General features: G+C 60.1%; 10 protein-coding genes. 5 read left to right on the forward strand and 5 right to left on the reverse strand.

Features of this window, described 5'->3' with window-relative positions; all coding sequences use genetic code 11:
* Positions 1-11 precede the first annotated feature (11 nt).
* On the reverse strand, positions 12-2159 hold the full coding sequence (gene glgP / locus Pan189_RS18105) for an alpha-glucan family phosphorylase (protein ID WP_145365490.1): 2148 nt from the start codon (positions 2157-2159) through the stop codon (positions 12-14).
* 334 nt (positions 2160-2493) lie between these two features.
* Here glgP and amt point away from each other — a divergent pair, with 334 nt between their 5' ends.
* The 5 genes from amt to Pan189_RS18130 all read left to right on the forward strand — a co-directional run bounded on the left by amt (position 2494) and on the right by Pan189_RS18130 (position 12469).
* Positions 2494-7161 carry an ammonium transporter gene (gene amt, locus Pan189_RS18110; RefSeq protein WP_145365491.1) on the forward strand — a complete coding sequence of 1556 codons (4668 nt, stop codon included), beginning with the start codon at positions 2494-2496 and terminating at the stop codon, positions 7159-7161.
* Entirely contained in the window at positions 7158-8291 is a 1134-nt protein-coding gene (locus tag Pan189_RS18115; RefSeq protein WP_145365492.1) for an HD domain-containing phosphohydrolase, read from the forward strand. The genes amt and Pan189_RS18115 overlap by 4 nt, the downstream gene beginning before the upstream one ends.
* A 143-nt stretch (positions 8292-8434) precedes the next feature.
* Positions 8435-9424: a malate dehydrogenase gene (locus Pan189_RS18120; protein WP_145365493.1), complete on the forward strand. Its 990-nt coding sequence runs from the start codon at positions 8435-8437 to the stop codon at positions 9422-9424.
* Between the two features lie 29 nt (positions 9425-9453).
* Complete coding sequence (gene bioA / locus Pan189_RS18125; RefSeq protein ID WP_145365494.1) at positions 9454-10812, forward strand: adenosylmethionine--8-amino-7-oxononanoate transaminase; 1359 nt, start codon at positions 9454-9456, stop codon at positions 10810-10812.
* A gap of 265 nt (positions 10813-11077) precedes the next feature.
* Positions 11078-12469 carry an efflux RND transporter periplasmic adaptor subunit gene (locus tag Pan189_RS18130; RefSeq protein WP_310820756.1) on the forward strand — a complete coding sequence of 464 codons (1392 nt, stop codon included), beginning with the start codon at positions 11078-11080 and terminating at the stop codon, positions 12467-12469.
* A gap of 24 nt (positions 12470-12493) precedes the next feature.
* Here the strand turns inward: Pan189_RS18130 and Pan189_RS18135 are convergent, their stop codons facing one another.
* From Pan189_RS18135 to Pan189_RS18150, 4 genes are all read right to left on the reverse strand, one after another.
* On the reverse strand, positions 12494-15685 hold the full coding sequence (locus Pan189_RS18135) for an efflux RND transporter permease subunit (RefSeq protein ID WP_145365496.1): 3192 nt from the start codon (positions 15683-15685) through the stop codon (positions 12494-12496).
* A 77-nt stretch (positions 15686-15762) separates the two neighbouring features.
* The gene (locus Pan189_RS18140; protein ID WP_310820757.1) at positions 15763-17127 is read right to left on the reverse strand and encodes an efflux RND transporter periplasmic adaptor subunit; all 1365 of its coding nucleotides are present in this window, start codon (positions 17125-17127) and stop codon (positions 15763-15765) included.
* A gap of 112 nt (positions 17128-17239) precedes the next feature.
* The gene (locus Pan189_RS18145) at positions 17240-17653 is read right to left on the reverse strand and encodes a hypothetical protein (RefSeq protein ID WP_145365498.1); all 414 of its coding nucleotides are present in this window, start codon (positions 17651-17653) and stop codon (positions 17240-17242) included.
* A 262-nt stretch (positions 17654-17915) separates the two neighbouring features.
* The gene (locus Pan189_RS18150) at positions 17916-19331 is read right to left on the reverse strand and encodes a Gfo/Idh/MocA family protein (RefSeq protein WP_145365499.1); all 1416 of its coding nucleotides are present in this window, start codon (positions 19329-19331) and stop codon (positions 17916-17918) included.
* Between the last annotated feature and the right edge of the window lie 74 nt (positions 19332-19405).

Consider the following 19405-nt stretch of genomic DNA (forward strand, 5'->3'; position numbering starts at 1 on the left):
AACCGTTTCTCTTAAAGGACCGGCGGCATTTCCGATGACAGACCGCCCGCGGCCGGGACATAGCTCTTTCGAACATAGTCCATCACCATTCGGTCGGCACCGAATCGCCAACCGAGGGTGCGGACGGCACGTTTCATCATGTGGATCCAATCGACCGGCAAATCGTCCTGATTCCGCTCATAGAACAGCGGGACGATTTCGCCCGTCAGGACGTCGACAAGGCTTTCGGCGTCTCTTTGATCTTGAATATCGTTATTGGAATGAGAGCGACCGCGACCGATCGCGAAGCCGTTCTTGCCGTCGTAGCCTTCGGCCCACCAGCCGTCGAGGACCGAGAAATTAAGACCGCCGTTTAAGACGACCTTCTGACCGCTCGTACCGGACGCCTCGAGTGGACGGCGGGGATTATTGAGCCAGACATCGACGCCCTGAATCATGTGCCGCGTGACGTTAATGTCGTAGTTCTCGATCAACACAATTCGGCCGATCAGGTCGGGATCACGGCTGAGCTTGATGATGTTTTGCATCACCTTCTTGCCCATCTCATCCCGCGGGTGGGCCTTACCGGCATAAATTAATTGCACCGGGCGATCGGAGTTGGTGACGATCTGCTTAAAGCGTTCCAAATCTCGCATCACGAGATCGGCTCGCTTATAGGGTGCGAACCGGCGGGCAAAGCCGATCGTGAGCGCTCGCGGGTCGAGCGCATCGGCGGCGGCTTCGAGCAATTCGGGCGACGTCCCCGATCGTTCTCGCTGCTGCTTGAGTCGATCACGGCAGAAACTGATTAAACGCCCCTTAAGCGATTGGTGGGTCTCCCAAAGCTCAGCCGCGGTGACCTTGTCGAAGTCGGACCAAACTTCCGGATCGGCACTCCGGTCATACCAGTCAGCCGGCAGGACGCGATCGTAGATGGATCGCATCTGCGGGCTGAGCCAACTACCCACGTGCACGCCGTTGGTGATATGGCCGATCGGAATTTCTTCTTCGGCCCGCCACGGCCAAAGCGATTGCCACATCCGACGGCTGACGACGCCGTGCAGGTTGGAGACCGCGTTGGCTCGACGAGAAAGTTTGAACGCCAGAACCGTCATGCAGAACGGTTCGTCATTGCTCTGCGGGTCGAGACGTCCGAGGCCGAGCAGTCCGTTCGTATCAAGCCCGATTTCATCGGCCAGCGGGCCGACGTGTTCTTCCACCAAATCGGCCTCGAACCGGTCGTGCCCGGCTTCGACCGGAGTGTGCGTGGTGAAGACTCCCTGCCGGGCGGTATCGCGCATCGCATCGGCGAACGACATGCCGTCGTCAGCCATTCGCAAACGAATCATTTCGAGCGGGGCGAACGCGGAGTGCCCTTCGTTCATGTGAATGACGCTCGGCTGGATCCCGAGCGCCGTCAGCGCCCGGAGCCCGCCGATGCCGAGCATGATTTCCTGACGAATCCGGGTCCGGCTGCCGCCGCTGTAGAGTCGGCTGGTCAGGTTGCGATCTTCGGCTGCGTTCTGTTCGACGTCGGTGTCGAGCAGGAACAGGCGAATGCGGCCGACGTTAATGAGCCAGACCTTGGCGAAAATTTCACCGGTTCTCGTTTTGACGGAGATCGTGATGGGCTGGCCCGAGGGGTCGAGCGCGGGCTCGATCGGCAACTTGTCGACGTCCAGGCGCGTGTAATGTTCCTGCTGCCAGCCCTCTTCATCGGCTGACTGCGTGAAATAGCCTTCGTCGTAGAACAGCCCGACCGCGACGAGGGGGACGCCCAGGTCGCTGGCGCTCTTGAGATGGTCACCAGCGAGGACGCCGAGACCGCCGGAATAAATCGGCAGCGATTCATGCAGGCCGAACTCCGCACTGAAATAGGCCACCGGCTGATGTCCCAGCAGCGTGGCGTGCGTGTCACCCCACGTCTCGTCGCTGGCGAGATATTCCTGACATTTGCGGTAGTAGCGGTTGATGCTGGAGTGCAGGACCAGTTCGCGAAGCCGTGGCTCCAGCTTTTCCGGCGGGTAATGCTTGAGCAATTTGACCGGGTTGTGGTCGGTCTTCCGCCACAACTGGGGGTCGATCGAGCGGAAAATGTGGCCGATCTCGGGCTGCCAAGACCACCAGTAGTTTTGTGCGAGGCGACTGAGTTTGTCGTAGGCCGAAAGTTGTTCAGACATAGGGTCGCTCGAAAGAAAGCTCTTGATCAGTGAATGTTGATGCCGGTCGCGCTGTTTGTGCCGCATGAGCCGACAGGGACCGGCCAGTATACCGGCGGACTGCGCCGAATCGAGCGGCTGTGGCGATCTGCCCGAAGGAAACGATTTTTCGGCTCGGGCCGCGATGTTGCCGAAAGTCCGCAACCGGACGGGTTTCCCTCCGTCGCCCATCCGGAACACGTGCTAGCTACAAGAGGTGGTTCGCTGCGCTCCCGGCGACCCCCGCGTTACCTCCGCTTCGAAATCGCTCCCCGCGTTTCGAGAACACACGGACTCAAAATTCGATCTCACCATCATGCCGACCGATACTCCCCTCTCGTTCGAAGACCTCGGACATGTCCTGTGGATGCTGATTGCCGCAGCCATGGTCATGCTGATGCAGGGCGGCTTTTGCTTTCTTGAGAGCGGGCTGTCTCGGGCCAAGAACAGCATTAACGTGGCCATGAAGAACCTGATGGACTTCTGCCTGGCGGCGGTCGTCTTCTGGCTCGTGGGCTTCGGGTTGATGTTCGGTGCGACCTACAACGGTTATGTCGGAACGTCGCTGTTCGCGATTGATGAGCACGGCGGCCCGTGGCTGCTGGCGTTCTTTCTGTTTCAGCTCGTGTTCTGCGGCACCGCAACCACGATCGTCTCCGGCGCCGTAGCCGAGCGAATGAAGTTCGCCGGCTATCTGATGGTCAGCGTGCTTGTCTCGCTCATCTTCTATCCGATCTTCGGTCACTGGGTCTGGGGGGGCGTCGTGCCCGGCACCGACCCCGGCTGGCTGGCCGAGATGGGCTTCATCGACTTCGCTGGGTCTACAGTCGTACATTCGGTCGGTGGGTGGCTGGCGTTGGCAGCCTGCCTTGTTGTGGGCCCGCGACTGGGACGATTTACGTCCGACCGCCCGATGAACGCGCACAACGTTCCGATGGCGACGCTCGGCGTCTTCCTCTTATGGTTCGGATGGTTCGGCTTCAACGGCGGCAGCACCCTCGAGATCAATGCCGATATCGCGCTGATTCTCGTGAATACCAATGTCGCCGCCGCGTGCGGCGGATTGGCGGGACTGCTCGCGAGCTGGACCATCACCGGTCGACCGCAGGTCGGCGAGATGCTCAACGGCGTTGTCGCCGGTCTGGTCGGGATCACCGCCGGTTGCCACATGCTGTCCCCCGCGGCGGCGATTATCGTCGGTCTCGTTGCCGGGGCGCTCTGCTCTCTGGCAACCCGTGTGCTAATCCGGCTCAAAATCGACGACGTCATCGGAGCGGTCCCCGCCCACGCCGTGGCCGGAGCCTGGGGCACGATGGCCGTCGCACTGTTTGCGAATGCCGATCAATTTTCCGAAGGCGTTTCGCGATTGGATCAGATCATCGTGCAGGCCACCGGCGTTGGCGTCTGCTTCGCGTGGTGCTTCGGCGGCGGGCTGATCGTGTTTAAAGCGGTCGACATGGTTCTGCCGTTCCGCGTGGAGAAACTGGCTGAACTGCAAGGCCTCAACGTCAGCGAACACGGCGCATCGACGGAGCTCATCGACCTTCTGGTCGAAATGGAAGGCCACCGCCAACGCGGCGAGTTTGGTTCCGAAGTCAGCGTCGAGCCGCACACGGAAGTCGGACAGGTCGCGACGGCCTACAACCGTGTTTTAGCACGCGTCAACGAAGAGATCGCCGCCCGAGAAGAGGTTTCCAAGGCACTGCGGCGGGCCGAAGAAAAATACCGCGGCATCTTCGAGAATGCGGTCGAGGGGATTTATCAGACGAGTCCGGAGGGTCAGATTCTCGACGCGAACCCGGCCTTCGCCAAGATCCTCGGCTTCGACTCTCCCGACCGCCTGCGGCACCGCATCAGCGATGTCGGGCGTCAGATCTATCTGCGGCCGGAGCGCCGCGAGGAATTCTGCGAAGCCGTTGATCGCGATGGCGAAGTCATCGGCTTTGAGTCTGAGATCCGTCGGCGGGACGGCTCGACCTGCTGGATCAGCGAAAACGCTCGGGCGGTCCGAGATTCGAAAGGCAAGGTCCGCTTCTATGAGGGAACGGTCGAAGACATCACCGACGGCCGCGACATCCAGCAGAAACTGCGGCTGACTCAGTTCTCGATTGATCGGGCTTCCGACTGCGTCTTTTGGCTCAGCCGTGAAGGCCTGTTCCTGTACGCGAACGAAGCGGCCGCCAAAGCCTACGGATATGAAGACGGCGAACTGCTGCTGCGAAGTTTTGCCGACATCTCCGTCGAGCATGACTCCTCCGATGCCTGGCACGCCTATTGGAACGAGGTCAAGCGCCACGGATCGTGTGTCGTGGAGACGGTTCACCGCACGCGGACCGGGCGGGTCTTCCCGGTCGAGCTCGCCGCTAATTACCTCAGCTTTGACGGGAACGACTACCTATTCGTCTACGCCCGAGACATCACCGAACGAAAACGGGCCGAGGTCAACCTGCAGCGGACGAACGCCGTTCTGCAAGCCCAGCAGGAGGCCATCCTCGACGGAATGCTGATCCTCGATGAACGCCAGCGAGTCGTCTCGTACAACCAGCGGTACCTCGAGCTTTGGCAGTTGCCCGCGGAATCGATGGACATGCCGTCGGAAGAACGCGTGCGGGAGTATATCGCCCCGCAGGTCGATGATCCGGTCGAGTTCCTCGAGCGCATGCACGACTTGAATAATGATCCGCGCCGCACCGGGTTTGATGAAATCGAACTCAGCGACGGTCGCTTCCTGGAGCGGTATACCGGACCTGTGATCGCCCCCTCGGGCGAGACGCTCGGTCGCATCTGGTCGTTCCGCGACGTTACCGAAAAGAAACGACAGGAATTGCTGCGGCAGGAGAAAGAAGCGGCCGAGGCAGCGTCGACCGCGAAGAGCTCGTTCCTCGCCAACATGAGCCACGAGATTCGCACGCCACTCAACGGCGTGGTCGGAATGCTCGACCTGTTAAAACTGACCGAAATCGACGATCGGCAACAACGCTACGTGTCGCTGGCTAAGAACTCCGCCGGTGCCCTGCTTTCATTGATTAACGACATTCTCGACTTCTCGAAGATCGAAGCGGGCAAGCTCGAAATCGAACAGATTCCGCTCGAACTGCGCGAGTTGATCGAGGACGTCGCGGACATGTTCAGCCTTCGCGCCGCTGAAAAGGGCGTCGAACTCGTGCCGCGTGTCAGTTCCGAATTGCCCGACGTCGTCAAAGGGGATCCGGAACGCATTCGTCAGATTCTCATTAACCTGCTCGGCAATGCGCTCAAATTTACTGAGAAGGGAACGATCACGCTCGAAGCCGAGCCGGTCCGCCATGAAGGCAAGAAATACTTCCGGCTCGCCGTCAGCGATACGGGCATCGGCATTCCTCCGGACCGTCTGAAGTCGCTGTTCAGCGCGTTCACGCAAGTCGATGCCTCGACGACCCGCAAATACGGGGGAACGGGACTAGGCCTAGCGATTTGCTCGCAACTGACCGGCCTGATGGGTGGCGAGATCGGCGTCGAAAGCGAAGTCGGTCATGGATCAACGTTCTGGCTGCGAATTCCGCTTGAAGCCGTCGATGATGCGAATCGCCCCCGCCAGGAAGTGCCCGAAGAGCTTCGCGGGCTCGAAGTCCTCTGCATCGATGACCACGAAACCAACCTCGAAATTTTTCGCGATCAGCTTCGCTCGTGGGGATTGCGAGTTCAGACGGCGGAATCGGGGCACGAAGGTCTGGAGCGACTTCGCAACGCCGAGTCGGCCGGCTCACCGTTCCGGCTGGTCATTCTCGACCAGAACATGCCGGTCATGGACGGGCTCGAACTTTCCGCAGCCGTCCGCGATGACGAAACCCTGAGCGGAACGCCGCTTCTACTAGCGACCAGCGCCAACGCGATCTTGAGTCCGAAAGAATGCCAAAAAGCCGGGCTGACCGGCTGCATGACCAAGCCGATCCGACAGTCACGGCTTAGAGAGGCCGTCATCGCGGCGCTGATGGGAGACCGACCGATGGCGGGAATGCCCGATGTCGCGACCGATGCCGCCGGAGAGGCCGAACATGCCACCGCCCGAATTCTGGTGGCCGATGACCATGAAGTGAACCGCATGGTGACCGAGGAAGTGCTGACTTCAGCCGGCCACAGCGTCACCCTCGTGGTCAATGGCGAGGAAGCCGTCCGCGAAGCGAAGACGCAGCAGTTTGACCTCGTCCTGATGGACTGCCAGATGCCCGTGATGGACGGGTTCGACGCGACCCGTCACATCCGGATGGCGGAAGATCACGAGTTGCTCGGCCGCACCGGCGGTCGACTGCCCGTGATTGCCCTGACCGCCAACGCCGTCAAAGGCGACCGCGAGCGTTGCCTCGAATCGGGAATGGACGGGTATCTGACCAAGCCGATCGAACGCGACAAACTGCTCGAAGCGATTCGTGATATTACGGACAAGATCAGCGATGCCCCCGTCGCGAAGAACACCGACGATTCCGGCACATCGGGTTCGGCACAGCCGGCGCCTTCAGCGACACCGCCGCAAGAGTCGATTACTTCGCACGATGAGCAGCGATCCGATGAGCCCCGGCGATCCGATGAGCTCGTGCAGTCGGAAGCGACCGCGGCACCGATTGAACCGGAAGAAGCCGATCGTCCGAATTCGGGCGTCATCGACTTTGAAGAGTTTCAGACCCGCTGCGGTGGGGACGAAAGCTTCATGCGGCGAATCCTCGGGAAGTTCGACTGGCGTCTGCAGGCGGAGATCGAAGAGCTTCGCTCCGCGGTCGATGCCGGTCGGTGGGACGATGTCGCCAAGCAGGCACACTTGCTAAAGGGGTCATCCGCCAACATCGCCGCCCACGAGTTGTCCGACGCTGCTGATCGCCTGACTGAACTGTCTCGCGCTTCGAGTTCCGAAGCCGCGCTCGCCGCGATGGAAGAAGTCGAGTACGCCGCCACCCGCGTCGCGCGAACCATCGCAGCGACGATTCAACAGGAGGAGGTACCGCAGTCATGAACAGTTCTAGAGAAAACGAACTCGAAGCAGCGATCCGCACAGTGGAATTGGCCGAGGCACCGGCCACGCGCATTCTGATTGCCGATGATGACGCGCTTCAGCTCGAGATGCTCGAACACTTCCTGCACCACCGTGGATACGAAGTCTATACGGCGTCCAATGGCGCCGAGGCCTATCAGATGGCGCGAGAGCATGACATCCGGCTGATCGTGACCGATTGGATGATGCCGGAGCTGACCGGCGTCGAACTATGCCGCAAACTTCGTGAAAACGAGATGTCGGGCTATGTCTACGTCATCCTTTTGACGTCGCGCAATCGCTCCGACGAAATCATCGAGGGGATGTCCGCCGGGGCCGATGACTTTATCGCCAAGCCGTTCAACCCCGAGGAATTGCGGGTTCGCCTGGAGGCCGGGCAACGGGTCCTCGCGAATGAAACGCGAGACATGGCGATCTTCATGCTTGCCAAGCTGGCCGAATCGCGCGATCCGGAAACGGGGCAGCACCTTGAACGCGTTCAACGATACGCCAGCGTGCTGGCCCGGACGTTGGCCAAAGGTCGGCGTTATGGTGATCTGATCGATCCCGGTTTCATCCGCACGGTCTACCTCACCTCTCCGCTGCACGATGTGGGCAAAGTCGGCATCCCCGACGCCGTGTTGCTCAAACCGGGTCGATTGACGCCGGAAGAGTTCGAGATCATGAAGCAGCACACGCTGATCGGTGCCCGCACGATCGAGGCGATCATTCAGGAATATCCGGGCGTTCGCTTTTTGGAATTCGCCCGAGACATCATCCGCAGCCACCACGAAAAGTGGGACGGCACCGGCTACCCCGACCGCTTGGAGGGAGAAGATATTCCCCTGCCCGCCCGCATCGTAGCAGTGGCCGATGTGTACGACGCTTTGACCAGCAAGCGGGTCTACAAAGACGCGTTCAGTCCGAAGAAAGCCCGCGATATTCTCGTTTCCGACGCCGGGTCGCACTTCGACCCGGAGGTGGTCGAAGCGTTTCTCGCCTGTGAGGACGAGTTCGACCAGATCCGACGACGGTTCAACGACGCCGCCGGTCCGTCGGAGTTGGAATTGGCCGAACTGGTCCAGCAGGCAGAATCGATCTCGGGTGACTGAGTAGGATATAGGTACAGGGCCATTCCGGATATTTTCGGTCTGGTCGCCTGCCGGTTGCCGAGGCGGCATCGACGGTTTACAAGAGGCGACAAACGGGCTGCAGTCAGCCCGCTCGATGTCGTTTTCTTCGAAGGACCGTCTTGATGAAGTCACCCATCCGTGTTGCCGTCACCGGAGCCGCCGGTCAAATCGGATATGCCCTCGTATTCCGGATCGCATCGGGGGAAGTCTTCGGACCCGACCAACCGGTCATTTTACATCTCGTGGAGCTGCCGCAGGCGCTCGGTGCATTGACCGGCGTTGAAATGGAACTCGACGACTGCGCCTTTCCCACGCTGGTCGGCATCAAGAAGGGCTCGAGCGACGACCTGCAGGATGCGTTTGCCGACTGCAATTACGTACTGTGCGTCGGCAGCGTTCCGCGAAAAGCCGGCATGGAACGGGGCGACCTCATCAAGGTCAACGGCCCGATTTTTGTCGAAACCGGTGAAGCGATTCAGGCGACCGCGGCCAAAGACGTCAAAGTGCTGGTCGTCGGGAATCCCTGCAATACCAACTGCCTGATCGCGATGCACAACGCCCCGGACGTGCCGCGAGATCGCTGGTTCGCGATGACCCGGCTGGACCAGAATCGCGCGTTGTCACAAATCGCCAAACAGTCAGGCGCACCGGTCTCCGAAGTGAAGAAGCTCGCGATTTGGGGCAACCACTCCGCGACACAGTTCCCCGACTTCTTTCATGCCGAGGTCAACGGCGATCCCGTTCCGGAAGTGATCGAGAATCACGATTGGCTCAAGGGCGAATTCATCGAGACCGTGCAGAAACGTGGCGCGGCGATCATCCAGGCGCGCGGGGCTTCGAGCGCCGCCAGTGCCGCCAACGCGGCCCTGCACACGCTCAAGGACATCATCGCGCCGACGCCCGAGGACGATATCTTCAGCGCCGCGATCTGCTCCGACGGCAGCTACGGCATCGACGAAGGGCTGCTGTTCTCCTTCCCCCTCACCACCGACGGCACCACCCACAGCATCGTCCAAGGCTGGGAGCACGACGAATTCGCCCAGCAAAAGATCGACGCCACGCTCAAAGAGCTGAGGGAGGAACGGGACACGGTGAAGGATCTGCTGAAGTAATTCGTCCCGCCCGTTTAGCCGCGACCGACATGAAGAGCGCCGAATCACCCCCGCGCCCTGATGCCCTCTGGCACCCCTTCACCCCGATGCAGGCGTTCTCAACCGAGGACGCTCCAATCATTGCGGCGGGGGAAGGGTTCGACCTGATCGACGATGCGGGCCGTCGTTATCTCGACGGCATCTCATCCCTGTGGTGCAATGTGCACGGGCATCGGGTGCCCCAGATCGACGACGCCGTCCGCGGGCAACTCGATCGGATCGCCCATTCGACGCTGCTCGGGCTGCGATGCGATGTGGCGGAAGAGTTCGCCGCCGAACTGGTCCGCATCACTCCGCCAAATCTGACGCGGGTGTTCTACTCCGACAGCGGGGCGACGTCGGTCGAAGTCGCCCTCAAGATGGCCTTCCAGTACCACCGGCAGAAGTCATCCGGAGCCGAGCGCCGCACGACCTACCTGCGGATGGGCGACGCCTATCACGGCGACACCGTTGGCACCGTCTCCGTCGGTGGCATCGACCTGTTTCACGGCGTCTACGGCGACCTGCTATTCGACACCGTCCACGTCCCCTGCCCCGCCGGGCTGCATCTGCCGGAGGGGCATGACCGCGACAGCTACACGCGGTGGTGCTTCGATGAAGCCCGGCGGCTCGTGATCGAGCATCACAAGAACGCCGCGGCCTTCGTGATTGAACCGCTCGTCCAAGGGGCGGCGGGCATCCTCGTTCACACACCCGGCTTTCTGAAGCACGTCCGACAATTGACCTCCGAATACGGCATCCCTCTGATCTGCGATGAGGTCGCCGTCGGCTTCGGCAAGACCGGCACGATGTTCGCCTCCGAGCAGGAAGAAGTCCGCCCTGATTTCATGTGCCTCGCCAAGGGCATCACCGGCGGCTACCTGCCCCTCGCTGCGACGCTCGCAACCGACGAAATCTTCGAAGCATTTCTCGGCGAGCCGCACGAAGGGCAAACCTTCTATCACGGGCACACCTACACCGGCAACGCGCTCGGCTGCGCCGCCGGTCTGGCGTCACTGCGATTGTTTGAAGAGCGCGATGTCCTCGCGAACGTGGGCGAACTTTCGCAGGCGATCTCCGAATCACTCGCCCCGCTCGAAGATCATCCGCATGTCGGTGAGATTCGGCAGAAGGGCATCATGACCGGCATCGAACTCGTCGCCGATCGAGACGGGATGAAGCCATACGATGCGGAGCTTCGCATGGGCCATCGCGTCACCCTCGCCGCCCGCAAGCGCGGTGTCATCATTCGCCCGCTCGGAGATGTCATCGTTCTCATGCCGGCAGTCGCCATGCCACCGGCCCAGGTCCACCGGCTGTGCGAAGTCACCGTCGAAGCCATCAACGAAGTGACACACCGTCCCGTTTAGCCGCGACCGACAGGGGGCGTATCCGCGGGTGCCGGGGTGCGTGTCGCCCCCGCAGCTTGATGCACTCCTGCTTCTTGCATCGCTGATCGACCGAAAGGTTTCGAAGTTGAAATGGCCGGCGATGCAATCACGATTCCGACTCGACACTGCGGGGGCGGCACGCCCCCGGCACCCACGTGATTCAACCGGCCAACCATCCGCTGTGGCGAATCACCGCGTTGTCCCGCGTTGTCTCAGGGGCGGCTGCATCGATACGATTCGACCCATGAGAAAATCACAACCTCATTCCAGAAAGTCCCGTCGCGGTGCGACCCAATGGGTGATCAGCATCGTGCTGTCGGTCGTATCGATCGCCCTCGGCTTGCTGGGCTTCAGCGTGCTCGCCTCGCTCAAGCAACCGCCGAGTGAACGCCCTGCCGTCGAACGGAGCTTCAATGTCGATGTGTTCGAGGTCGAACCGGTCACGCTGCAGGAGGTCGTCTCCGGCTTCGGTACGGCCCGGGCCGATCGGGAAGTCACACTCGCCGCGCAGGTGTCGGGCGAGATCATCTTCGCCCACGAACGGCTCGAAGAAGGGGGACGGTTCGACGGTCCCGCCTCCGGCCCCGATGCCGACGGCCGCGGCGGTTCGTCACCCGGCGAGACGCTGATCGTGATCGACCCGCGGACCTATGAGTCGCGCGTCCGCCAAATCGAGGGCCGACTCGACGAACTCGACGGGCAGATCGAACGCCTTCGAAAAGAGCAAAGCAACAACGAGCGTCTGCTCGCCAAAGCCAAGAAGGATGTCGAACGATTCCGCGAGGAGTACGAACGGGTCCGTAACCTTCGCCAACGCAACGTCACCACGGCCAGCAGCGTCACGACCGCCGAATTGGAACTGTCTCGCTACGAAGACACGCTGGTCAAGATGGAGAACGAAGCCGAACTATTCCCCATCCGCATTGCCCAGGCGGAGCGGACCCGGGATGCCACGGCCGAAGAGTTGGCATCCGCGAAGCTCGACGAAGAACGGACCGTCGTGAAAGCCCCCTTCAACGGTGCGTTGTGCGAAGTCTATGTCGAGCAGGGCCAATACCTCCGCGCAGGAGATCAAATCGCCTGCCTGACCGACCCCACCGTCGTCGAAATCCCCGTCGCCATCACGCTGGACGACTTCGCGAAAATCTCTGCGCGGATTGGAAGCGCTTCGCCGCCCGAAGCACGGCTGGCCATCAACGAAACCGATCCGCCTCGGTGGGGCGGCACCGTCGTTCGGGCTTCACCGAAAGCCGACTCGTCCAGCCGAACGATCAGCGTCTACATCAAAGTTAATAATTCAGAGCAGGACACCCCATTGCTGCCCGGCACCTTCATCCATGCGCGGATCGACGGCCCGATGATGGCCGGTGCCGTCGCCCTGCCTCGCGACGCCATCGAATCGACCTCGGTCTACCTTGTCAAAGAGGGTCGAGCGAAGCGACAGGAAATCGAGATCGAGCGGTCGCTCGGTCCGGTCGCGGTCATCGCCGACGGTATTGAAGCGGGTGATCAAGTCCTGCTGACCAACCTCGACGCGGTATTTGACGGGGCCGCTGTTAAGCCCCAAGGCAGCCGAACTCTCGAACAGGAACTCGGCCCCTCGGCCCAACGCTTCGCCCGCATTGTTAATGAGTGACCGGACGTGCTTCGCCGTCAGATGTCAGGTTGAGGCCGACCCGTCTTGTGCGGGCGACGGCTCTCCGGTCTGCGAGCCGAAGAACGTCTCGACGAACCACATCACGAGCACGTAGAACACCGGCGTAAGGAACAGCCCGAAGACCGTCACACCGAGCATCCCGCTGAAGACGGCAAGGCCGAGAGCGTAACGCATTTCGGCCCCCGCTCCCGTGGCGGTCAGCAGCGGGATCACTCCCAGAATGAACGAGAAGGCGGTCATCAGGATCGGACGCAGCCGCAACTTCGACGCCTCGACCGCCGCATCAAATCGGGACTTGCCTTTCGTCTGCTCTTCCTTGGCGAACTCCACCACGAGAATCGCGTTCTTCGCCGAAAGTGCGATCAGCACCACGAGACCGATCTGCGTAAAAATATTGTTGTCCTGACCCATCAGCCACACGCCGCTGATCGCCGCCGTCAGACAGACCGGAACGATGAGCATAATGGAAATCGGCAATGCCCAACTCTCGTACTGCGCGGCGAGGACCAGAAAGACGAACACCGTTCCCATCGCAAAAACGAAGATCGCGGTATTGCCGGCGAGAATCTGCTGCAGTGACAGCTCGGTCCACTTGTAGTCCATCGAGGGCGGAAGCGTGCTGGCGGCCAGTTCGTCCATGATTGCGATGGCCTGACCGGAACTGACGCCCGGCACCGTGTTCCCGCTCAAATCGGCCGAAGGATAGAGCAGGTATCGGTTCACGATCGCAGGTCCGGTCGTTTCCCGCACGCTGATCAAGGTCCGCATCGGGACCATGTCCCCATTCAGATTGCGTACTTCGAGGCGACCGATGTCGTCCGAGCGAAGTCGATACTTGGCATCGGCCTGCACCGTGACCTGCCAGTTGCGACCGAATCTCGTGAAGTCGTTGACATATGCCGACCCCAAATACGCCTGCAGCGTCCCGAAGACCGTGCTCAGTGGCACCCCCGCCGCCTTCGCTTTCTCACGGTCGACATCAATGAATAGCTGCGGCTGATTCGCACTGAACGTGCTGAACAACCCGACGAGCCCCGGTTGTGCATTCGCTTCTGCGGCCAGCGCCTGCGTGGCCCCCTGCAACGCCGCGTACCCGGCTCCTGCTCGATCGCGCACCTGTAACTTAAATCCGCCGGTATTGCCCAACCCATCGACCGGCGGCGCACCGAATACGACCACGATGCCCTCTTGAATTTGCGCAAACTGCTGACGCAGTTTTGCCATCACCGCGTTGGCGGAACGAGACGGGTCGCCACGTCGCTCCGCAAATGGCTCGAGAACTCCGAAAATCGCCCCGGTATTGGAGAGGTTACTGTTGGCCAACAGCGAAAACCCGGGGACGGCGACAACCGATTCGACGCCGGGAGTCTCAGCCACCGCCGCGGCGGCACGATCGGAGACCTCTTTGGTTCGCTCCAGACTTGCTCCATCGGGGAGCTGGATATTGACGACCACGTAGCCCTTATCCTGCTCCGGAATAAACCCACCGGGGACGGTGCGGAACCCCAACCCGGCCAGCCCCAGCAGTCCCACATAAAGGACCAAAGAAATTACGGTCAGCCGAATCATCCATGCGACCGATACGCCGAACAGGCGACTCGCCCAATCAAAGAAGCGATTAAACCCTTTAAAGAACCATCCGACCGTCCAATCCATCGTGATTTCGAGTGGATCTCGTTTCGCATCTTTCGGCTTAAGCAGCATCGCGGCCCAGGCCGGCGTCAGCGTCAGGGCATTAAAGGTGGAGATCGCCGTCGCCGCGGCGATCGTGAGGGCGAATTGCTTATAGAACTGACCGCTCAGACCGGCGATAAACGCGGTCGGCACGAAGACCACGATCAGCACCAGCGACGTCGCGATGATTGCGGCGAACAGCTCGCTCATCGCCTTACGGGTCGCGTCGCGGGGGGAGAGTCCTAACGCAAGATTTCTCTCGACGTTCTCGACCACCACGACCGCGTCGTCCGTGACGACTCCGATCGCGAGTACGAGGCCGAACAGCGAAAGGTTATTAAGGGAGAAGCCTAGCCCCGTCATCACGGCGAACGTCCCGATTAATGCCACCGGTACGGCGATCATCGGAATGACCGTCGCTCGCCACGTTTGAAGAAAAACTAAAACGACGAGAAACACCAATCCCGTTGCCTGCAGCAGTGAGATTTGCACGTCGGAAATCGATTGCTCGATAAACGGGGTCGTATCGTAGGCGATTTCATATTCGAGGTCTGGCTTCCATTGACCGCTCGAACGCAGCTCGCGCATCGCCTCCTTGACCATTTGTGCGGTCTCGATCGCGTTACCGCCGGGTTGCTGATAGACGGCAAGCCCGACACTGGGGGCGCCGTTGAGCGACATGTCGACGTCATAGTTTTGCGCGCCCAGTTCAATCCGAGCCACGTCACTCAGCCGTGAGATTTGCCCGTCTTCCCCGGTCTTCACGACGACGTTTCCGAACTGCTCGGCATCAACAAGCCGGCCCAGCGTATTCAACGTCAATTCAAAATCGACGCCGGAAGGCGCCGGCTGGGCTCCGATCCGACCGGCGGCGACCTGCACGTTCTGTTCGCGCAGCGCGTCGATGACATCACCTGCCGTCATGCTGCGGGCGGCCATTAAATTGGGATCGAGCCAGATGCGCATCGCATAGTCGCGAGCGCCGAGCAGGCTGACCGAGCCGACCCCTTCGACCCGGGCGATCACGTCCTTGACATTAATTGTCGCGAAGTTGCTTAACTCGATGACGTCTCGGGACCCGTCCGGGGAGACAAAATTGACGATCAGCAACATGTTGGGCGATTTCTTCTCCGTCTTAACGCCCTGCCGCTTCACTTCCTCGGGCAATTTCGCTTCCGCGATCGCGACCCGGTTCTGCACCAGAACCTGTGCCATATCGAGGTCGGTACCCACCTCAAAAGTGACGTCAAGTGACATCTGACCGTCGTTCGACGACCGCGACTGCATATAGAGCATCCCCGGCACACCGTTGACTTCGGTCTCGATCGGGGTCGCCACCGTCGTCGCAACGACGGACGCATTCGCGCCGGGATAGGTCGTCGAAATATTAATAACCGGCGGCGCGATCTCCGGATATTGCGCGATCGGCAACGCGAAATAGGAAACCGCCCCGGCGATTACAATCACGATCGACAGGACCGTTGCGAAAATCGGTCGGTCAATAAAAAAGTGCGAAAACATGACCGCTGTCGTTAAAGGCCGGGTTCAGAATGCGACGGTTTCAAATGAAGACGCGAACGGCGAAAGCCAGCCCACGTTTAATTCTCAGCTTCCTGGTCGGGCGGAGTTTCTGCGGGGGCTTCGGTATTTGTGTCCGTGTCGGACGTATCCTCCCCGACCGAAGCTTCTTCTGACGAAGTCTCCGACGTGTCGAGTTCCGCAGTATTTCCCTCGTATTCGAGAAACTCTTTCCGCACCGCATCGAGTTCTTGAGTCGGATCGGGCAATGACTCGTCGGCCGCCAACGCTGGGGGCGGTTCTTCGGACGTCGGATTGACCGTTATGCCGGGGCGAACTCTCATTGCACCGTTGACAATTAATGTCTCATCACCCGTCAATCCGTCGTCAATGGCACGTAGTCCGTCGATAATCGGACCCGTCTCGACCTTTACATAATTCGCCACGTCGTTTTCATCGACCGACAGCACAAATTTTGTAGCCTGATCGGTTCCGATGATGCGGTCTTCAACTAATACCCGTTCGCGGGCGTCCCCCTTGGGAATGCGAACCCGCACGAATAGACCCGGCGTCAAAAAGCGGCTGTTATTTCTGAACGCCGCACGGCACATCACCGTGCCGGTGGAAGGGTCGATTCGGTTATCGCCGAAGACCAGTAAGCCGACATGCGGAAAGCCATCCTCACTCGGCAATCCCAGATAGATCGGGAGATTCAACTCGATCAGTCGATCGGGACGAGTCTCACGTCCCTCCGCTCGGGCCCGCTCTTGATACTCCAACAGCGCCCGTTCATCGATATTAAATTGCACATAGATCGGGTCCTGGCTGACGACCGTGGCGAGCGGCGAACTGCCGAGCCCGCCGCTGATTAAATTTCCGACATCGGCGGAGGCCCGACCGATCCGGCCGTCGATAGGGGCTTTGATATCGGTAAATTCAAGGTCGAGCGCCGCCTGTCGAATTTCCGCATTTGCGGCGTCGACTTTGGCTTCAGCCGTCAATTTATTGGCCACCGCCGTGTCGAACTCATCCTGTGAGATTGCGCCACGTTTTCGGGCCTCGGTGTAGCGGTTGACGCGGGCGGTCGTTTCGGCCACCTCCGCCCTCGCCGCGGCCAGTTGAGCTTCGGCAGCGGCCAATGAAGCCTGAAACGGCCGCTGATCGATCTCGAACAGCAGTTCGCCCCGTTCGACTTCTTCGCCCTCGGAGAACGGCCGCTTCGTCAGGTAGCCCGATACCCGGGCCTTGATCTCGACCGAATCAATCGCTTCAATCCGTCCGGTGTATTCATAGAAGTCGGTCACCTTCTGGACGAGCGGTTTCCCGACCGTGACCTCCGGAGGTGGGATCTCAACCACTTGCGGCGCGGCCGAATTGCAGCCGGGCAGCGATGCGATGATTGAGACGGCAACGGTCAACAGGCAGAACGATCGAGATATTTTCACCAGACTCTCGCAGTCGCGTTCGGCGAACAAATTGGGAAGCCAATTCCTCAAGCAAGAGCCTGACAAATTGCTGCCCGAAAGAGAAGCAGAGCGGCGCTCGAAAACGAGATATTCAACGATCGAAGGGCCGGTCACTGAACAAAGACTGCGACCGCCGCGGCTCTATTAAGGACGGCTCCCGCCGGTGTGACTCTTTGTCCCGGTAACAAAAAGGGACTGATGTGACCGATGCAACCAGCACGAGGGTTGGCACTCCGTATCGCAAATGCCATCGGGGTACTTCTCGAAAGATCGTCGAGAGATTTTGATGTGTAGTTGAGAAGCCGGGACCGCCGGTCTTCGGCTCGGCGATGGCGACGTATTCGTTGATTCCGTACGCGGTCCACGTGAGTGTCATTATCAAGATCGGAACCCGCATGATATTGACCGCGATCGAACGCCGCAGAGAGTAACACATCGCACCGACCGCCAAGCCGGCGAACATCCATGGAAGGAATGTGATGGCGAAGAAAAAGGCGAGTCGCATCTGATGCTCAAATTCGACGGGATGCACAGTGATGCCTAGCCGCTTCAGATAAGTGAATAGACCGTACTCAGAACTTCCTCACCAGAAACGGTTTCAATTCGTCTTTCATACAAGCCCGAGGCGCCAGCCGTCGGGTGAGTCGCTGATTGATCGACCATCGGCTTGCGCCTCTGGCTGGTATGGTTGCGGCGATTCTACAAAAAACCGCGGCGGAACAAACCGTTCCGCCGCGGTCGAAATTCATAGCGAGCGTGAAGTCGGGTCACACTTTAATTTCGTAACCCTTCCGTTGCTCGCGAGCCTGCATCGCGTTTGCGACCTCGTCACCGATGACGGCCTCGTTCTTGGCATCCCACTCGAGCGGGCGGTTCAGCCGGGCTGAGATGGCCGCGAGGTGACACGTCGTCATTGCGCGGTGATGCGTGTAGACATCGGAGATCGGTGTCTCGCCCGATTTAATGCAATTCAGGAAGTTCAACATGTGGCTCTTGGGCACCTTACCTCCGTAGACCTTCTCGATCGCATCATCCGGGAGCGGATTTTTTGCCAGGTCCTCGACCGGCTTGCCAGCGACCGTTCCGCGGTTGACGAACATCCGGCCTTTGGTGCCTTCAATCATAATTCCATTACGGCCCTGACTTTCGATATACATCTCGACGCCGTTCGGGAAGTCCGCTCGAATCGTGAACTTCGAGGCCGCATTAAACCGGTCATCACATTTCGGATTCCCGTATTCGTCCATCTCGCAGGGATGCTCGACCACCAGCGGCGTGATCTTGGTCGGCCCCTGATCCGGCCCGTTCTGATCAATCAACCACTGGGCGATGTCGACGTGGTGAGCCCCCCAGTCGGTAAACTTTCCACCGCCGTACTCGTACCACCAGCGGAAGCCCAGATGGCAGTTGGTGCGGGTGTAATATTTATTTTCACCGCCTTCTCCAAGACGGTATGGCACTTTCGGGCACTGCCCCAGCCACATGTCCCAATTTAATCCTTGAGGAACTTCGGCGACAGGAATCGATTTCGAGACCGGAGAACCGTCGATAACACAGGTCACTTTTCTTACATCGCCAACTCGCCCGTCACGGACCATCGCGATCGCTTTTAAGAACCGCTGGCCCATTTCGGTGCGCTGCTGCGTGCCGACCTGAAACGTGCCGCCGTATTGCTCAAGCGCCTTAATGACCTGCCGACCTTCGTCGATCGTCAACGTCAGCGGCTTCTCACAATAAACGTCCTTACCGGCCTTCAGGGCTTCGATCGCGATCTTCACGTGCCAGTGGTCGACGGTCACGATCGTGACGGCATCGATATCGTCGCGGTCGAGGATTCTGCGGTAGTCCTCATGTGTTTCGACCGGTCGGTCATCGCCCTTTGAGCGGCGTTGCCGCACGTTCTGCTTCGCCTGCTCGACGTGCGATGCGTCGACATCGCAGACGGCCGCGATGTCGGTGTATTTTAGCACTTGCTCGCCGACGCCGCCGAACTTGCCATCCTTGCGATTGCCCCAGCGATCGCCGGTGCCGATGCAGCCGAAGATCGGACGCTCATTCGCACTCTTATAGTCTTGCGCGGCCGAGCGACTCGCGGTGAACCAATAGGGCAGCGCCGCCGATGCAGCCGCAGCCGTGCTGGTGGTCTTTAAGAATTTGCGTCGGGAATCGGAATATTGAGTCATTAATTTTCCATTCGTAGAGATGTTGATTTCACGGTCTTTGGTCACCGGCCGACACAGTGGCATCGACACAGTGG

It is taken from the genome of Stratiformator vulcanicus (assembly GCF_007744515.1).
Classification (GTDB): Bacteria; Planctomycetota; Planctomycetia; order Planctomycetales; family Planctomycetaceae; genus Stratiformator; species Stratiformator vulcanicus.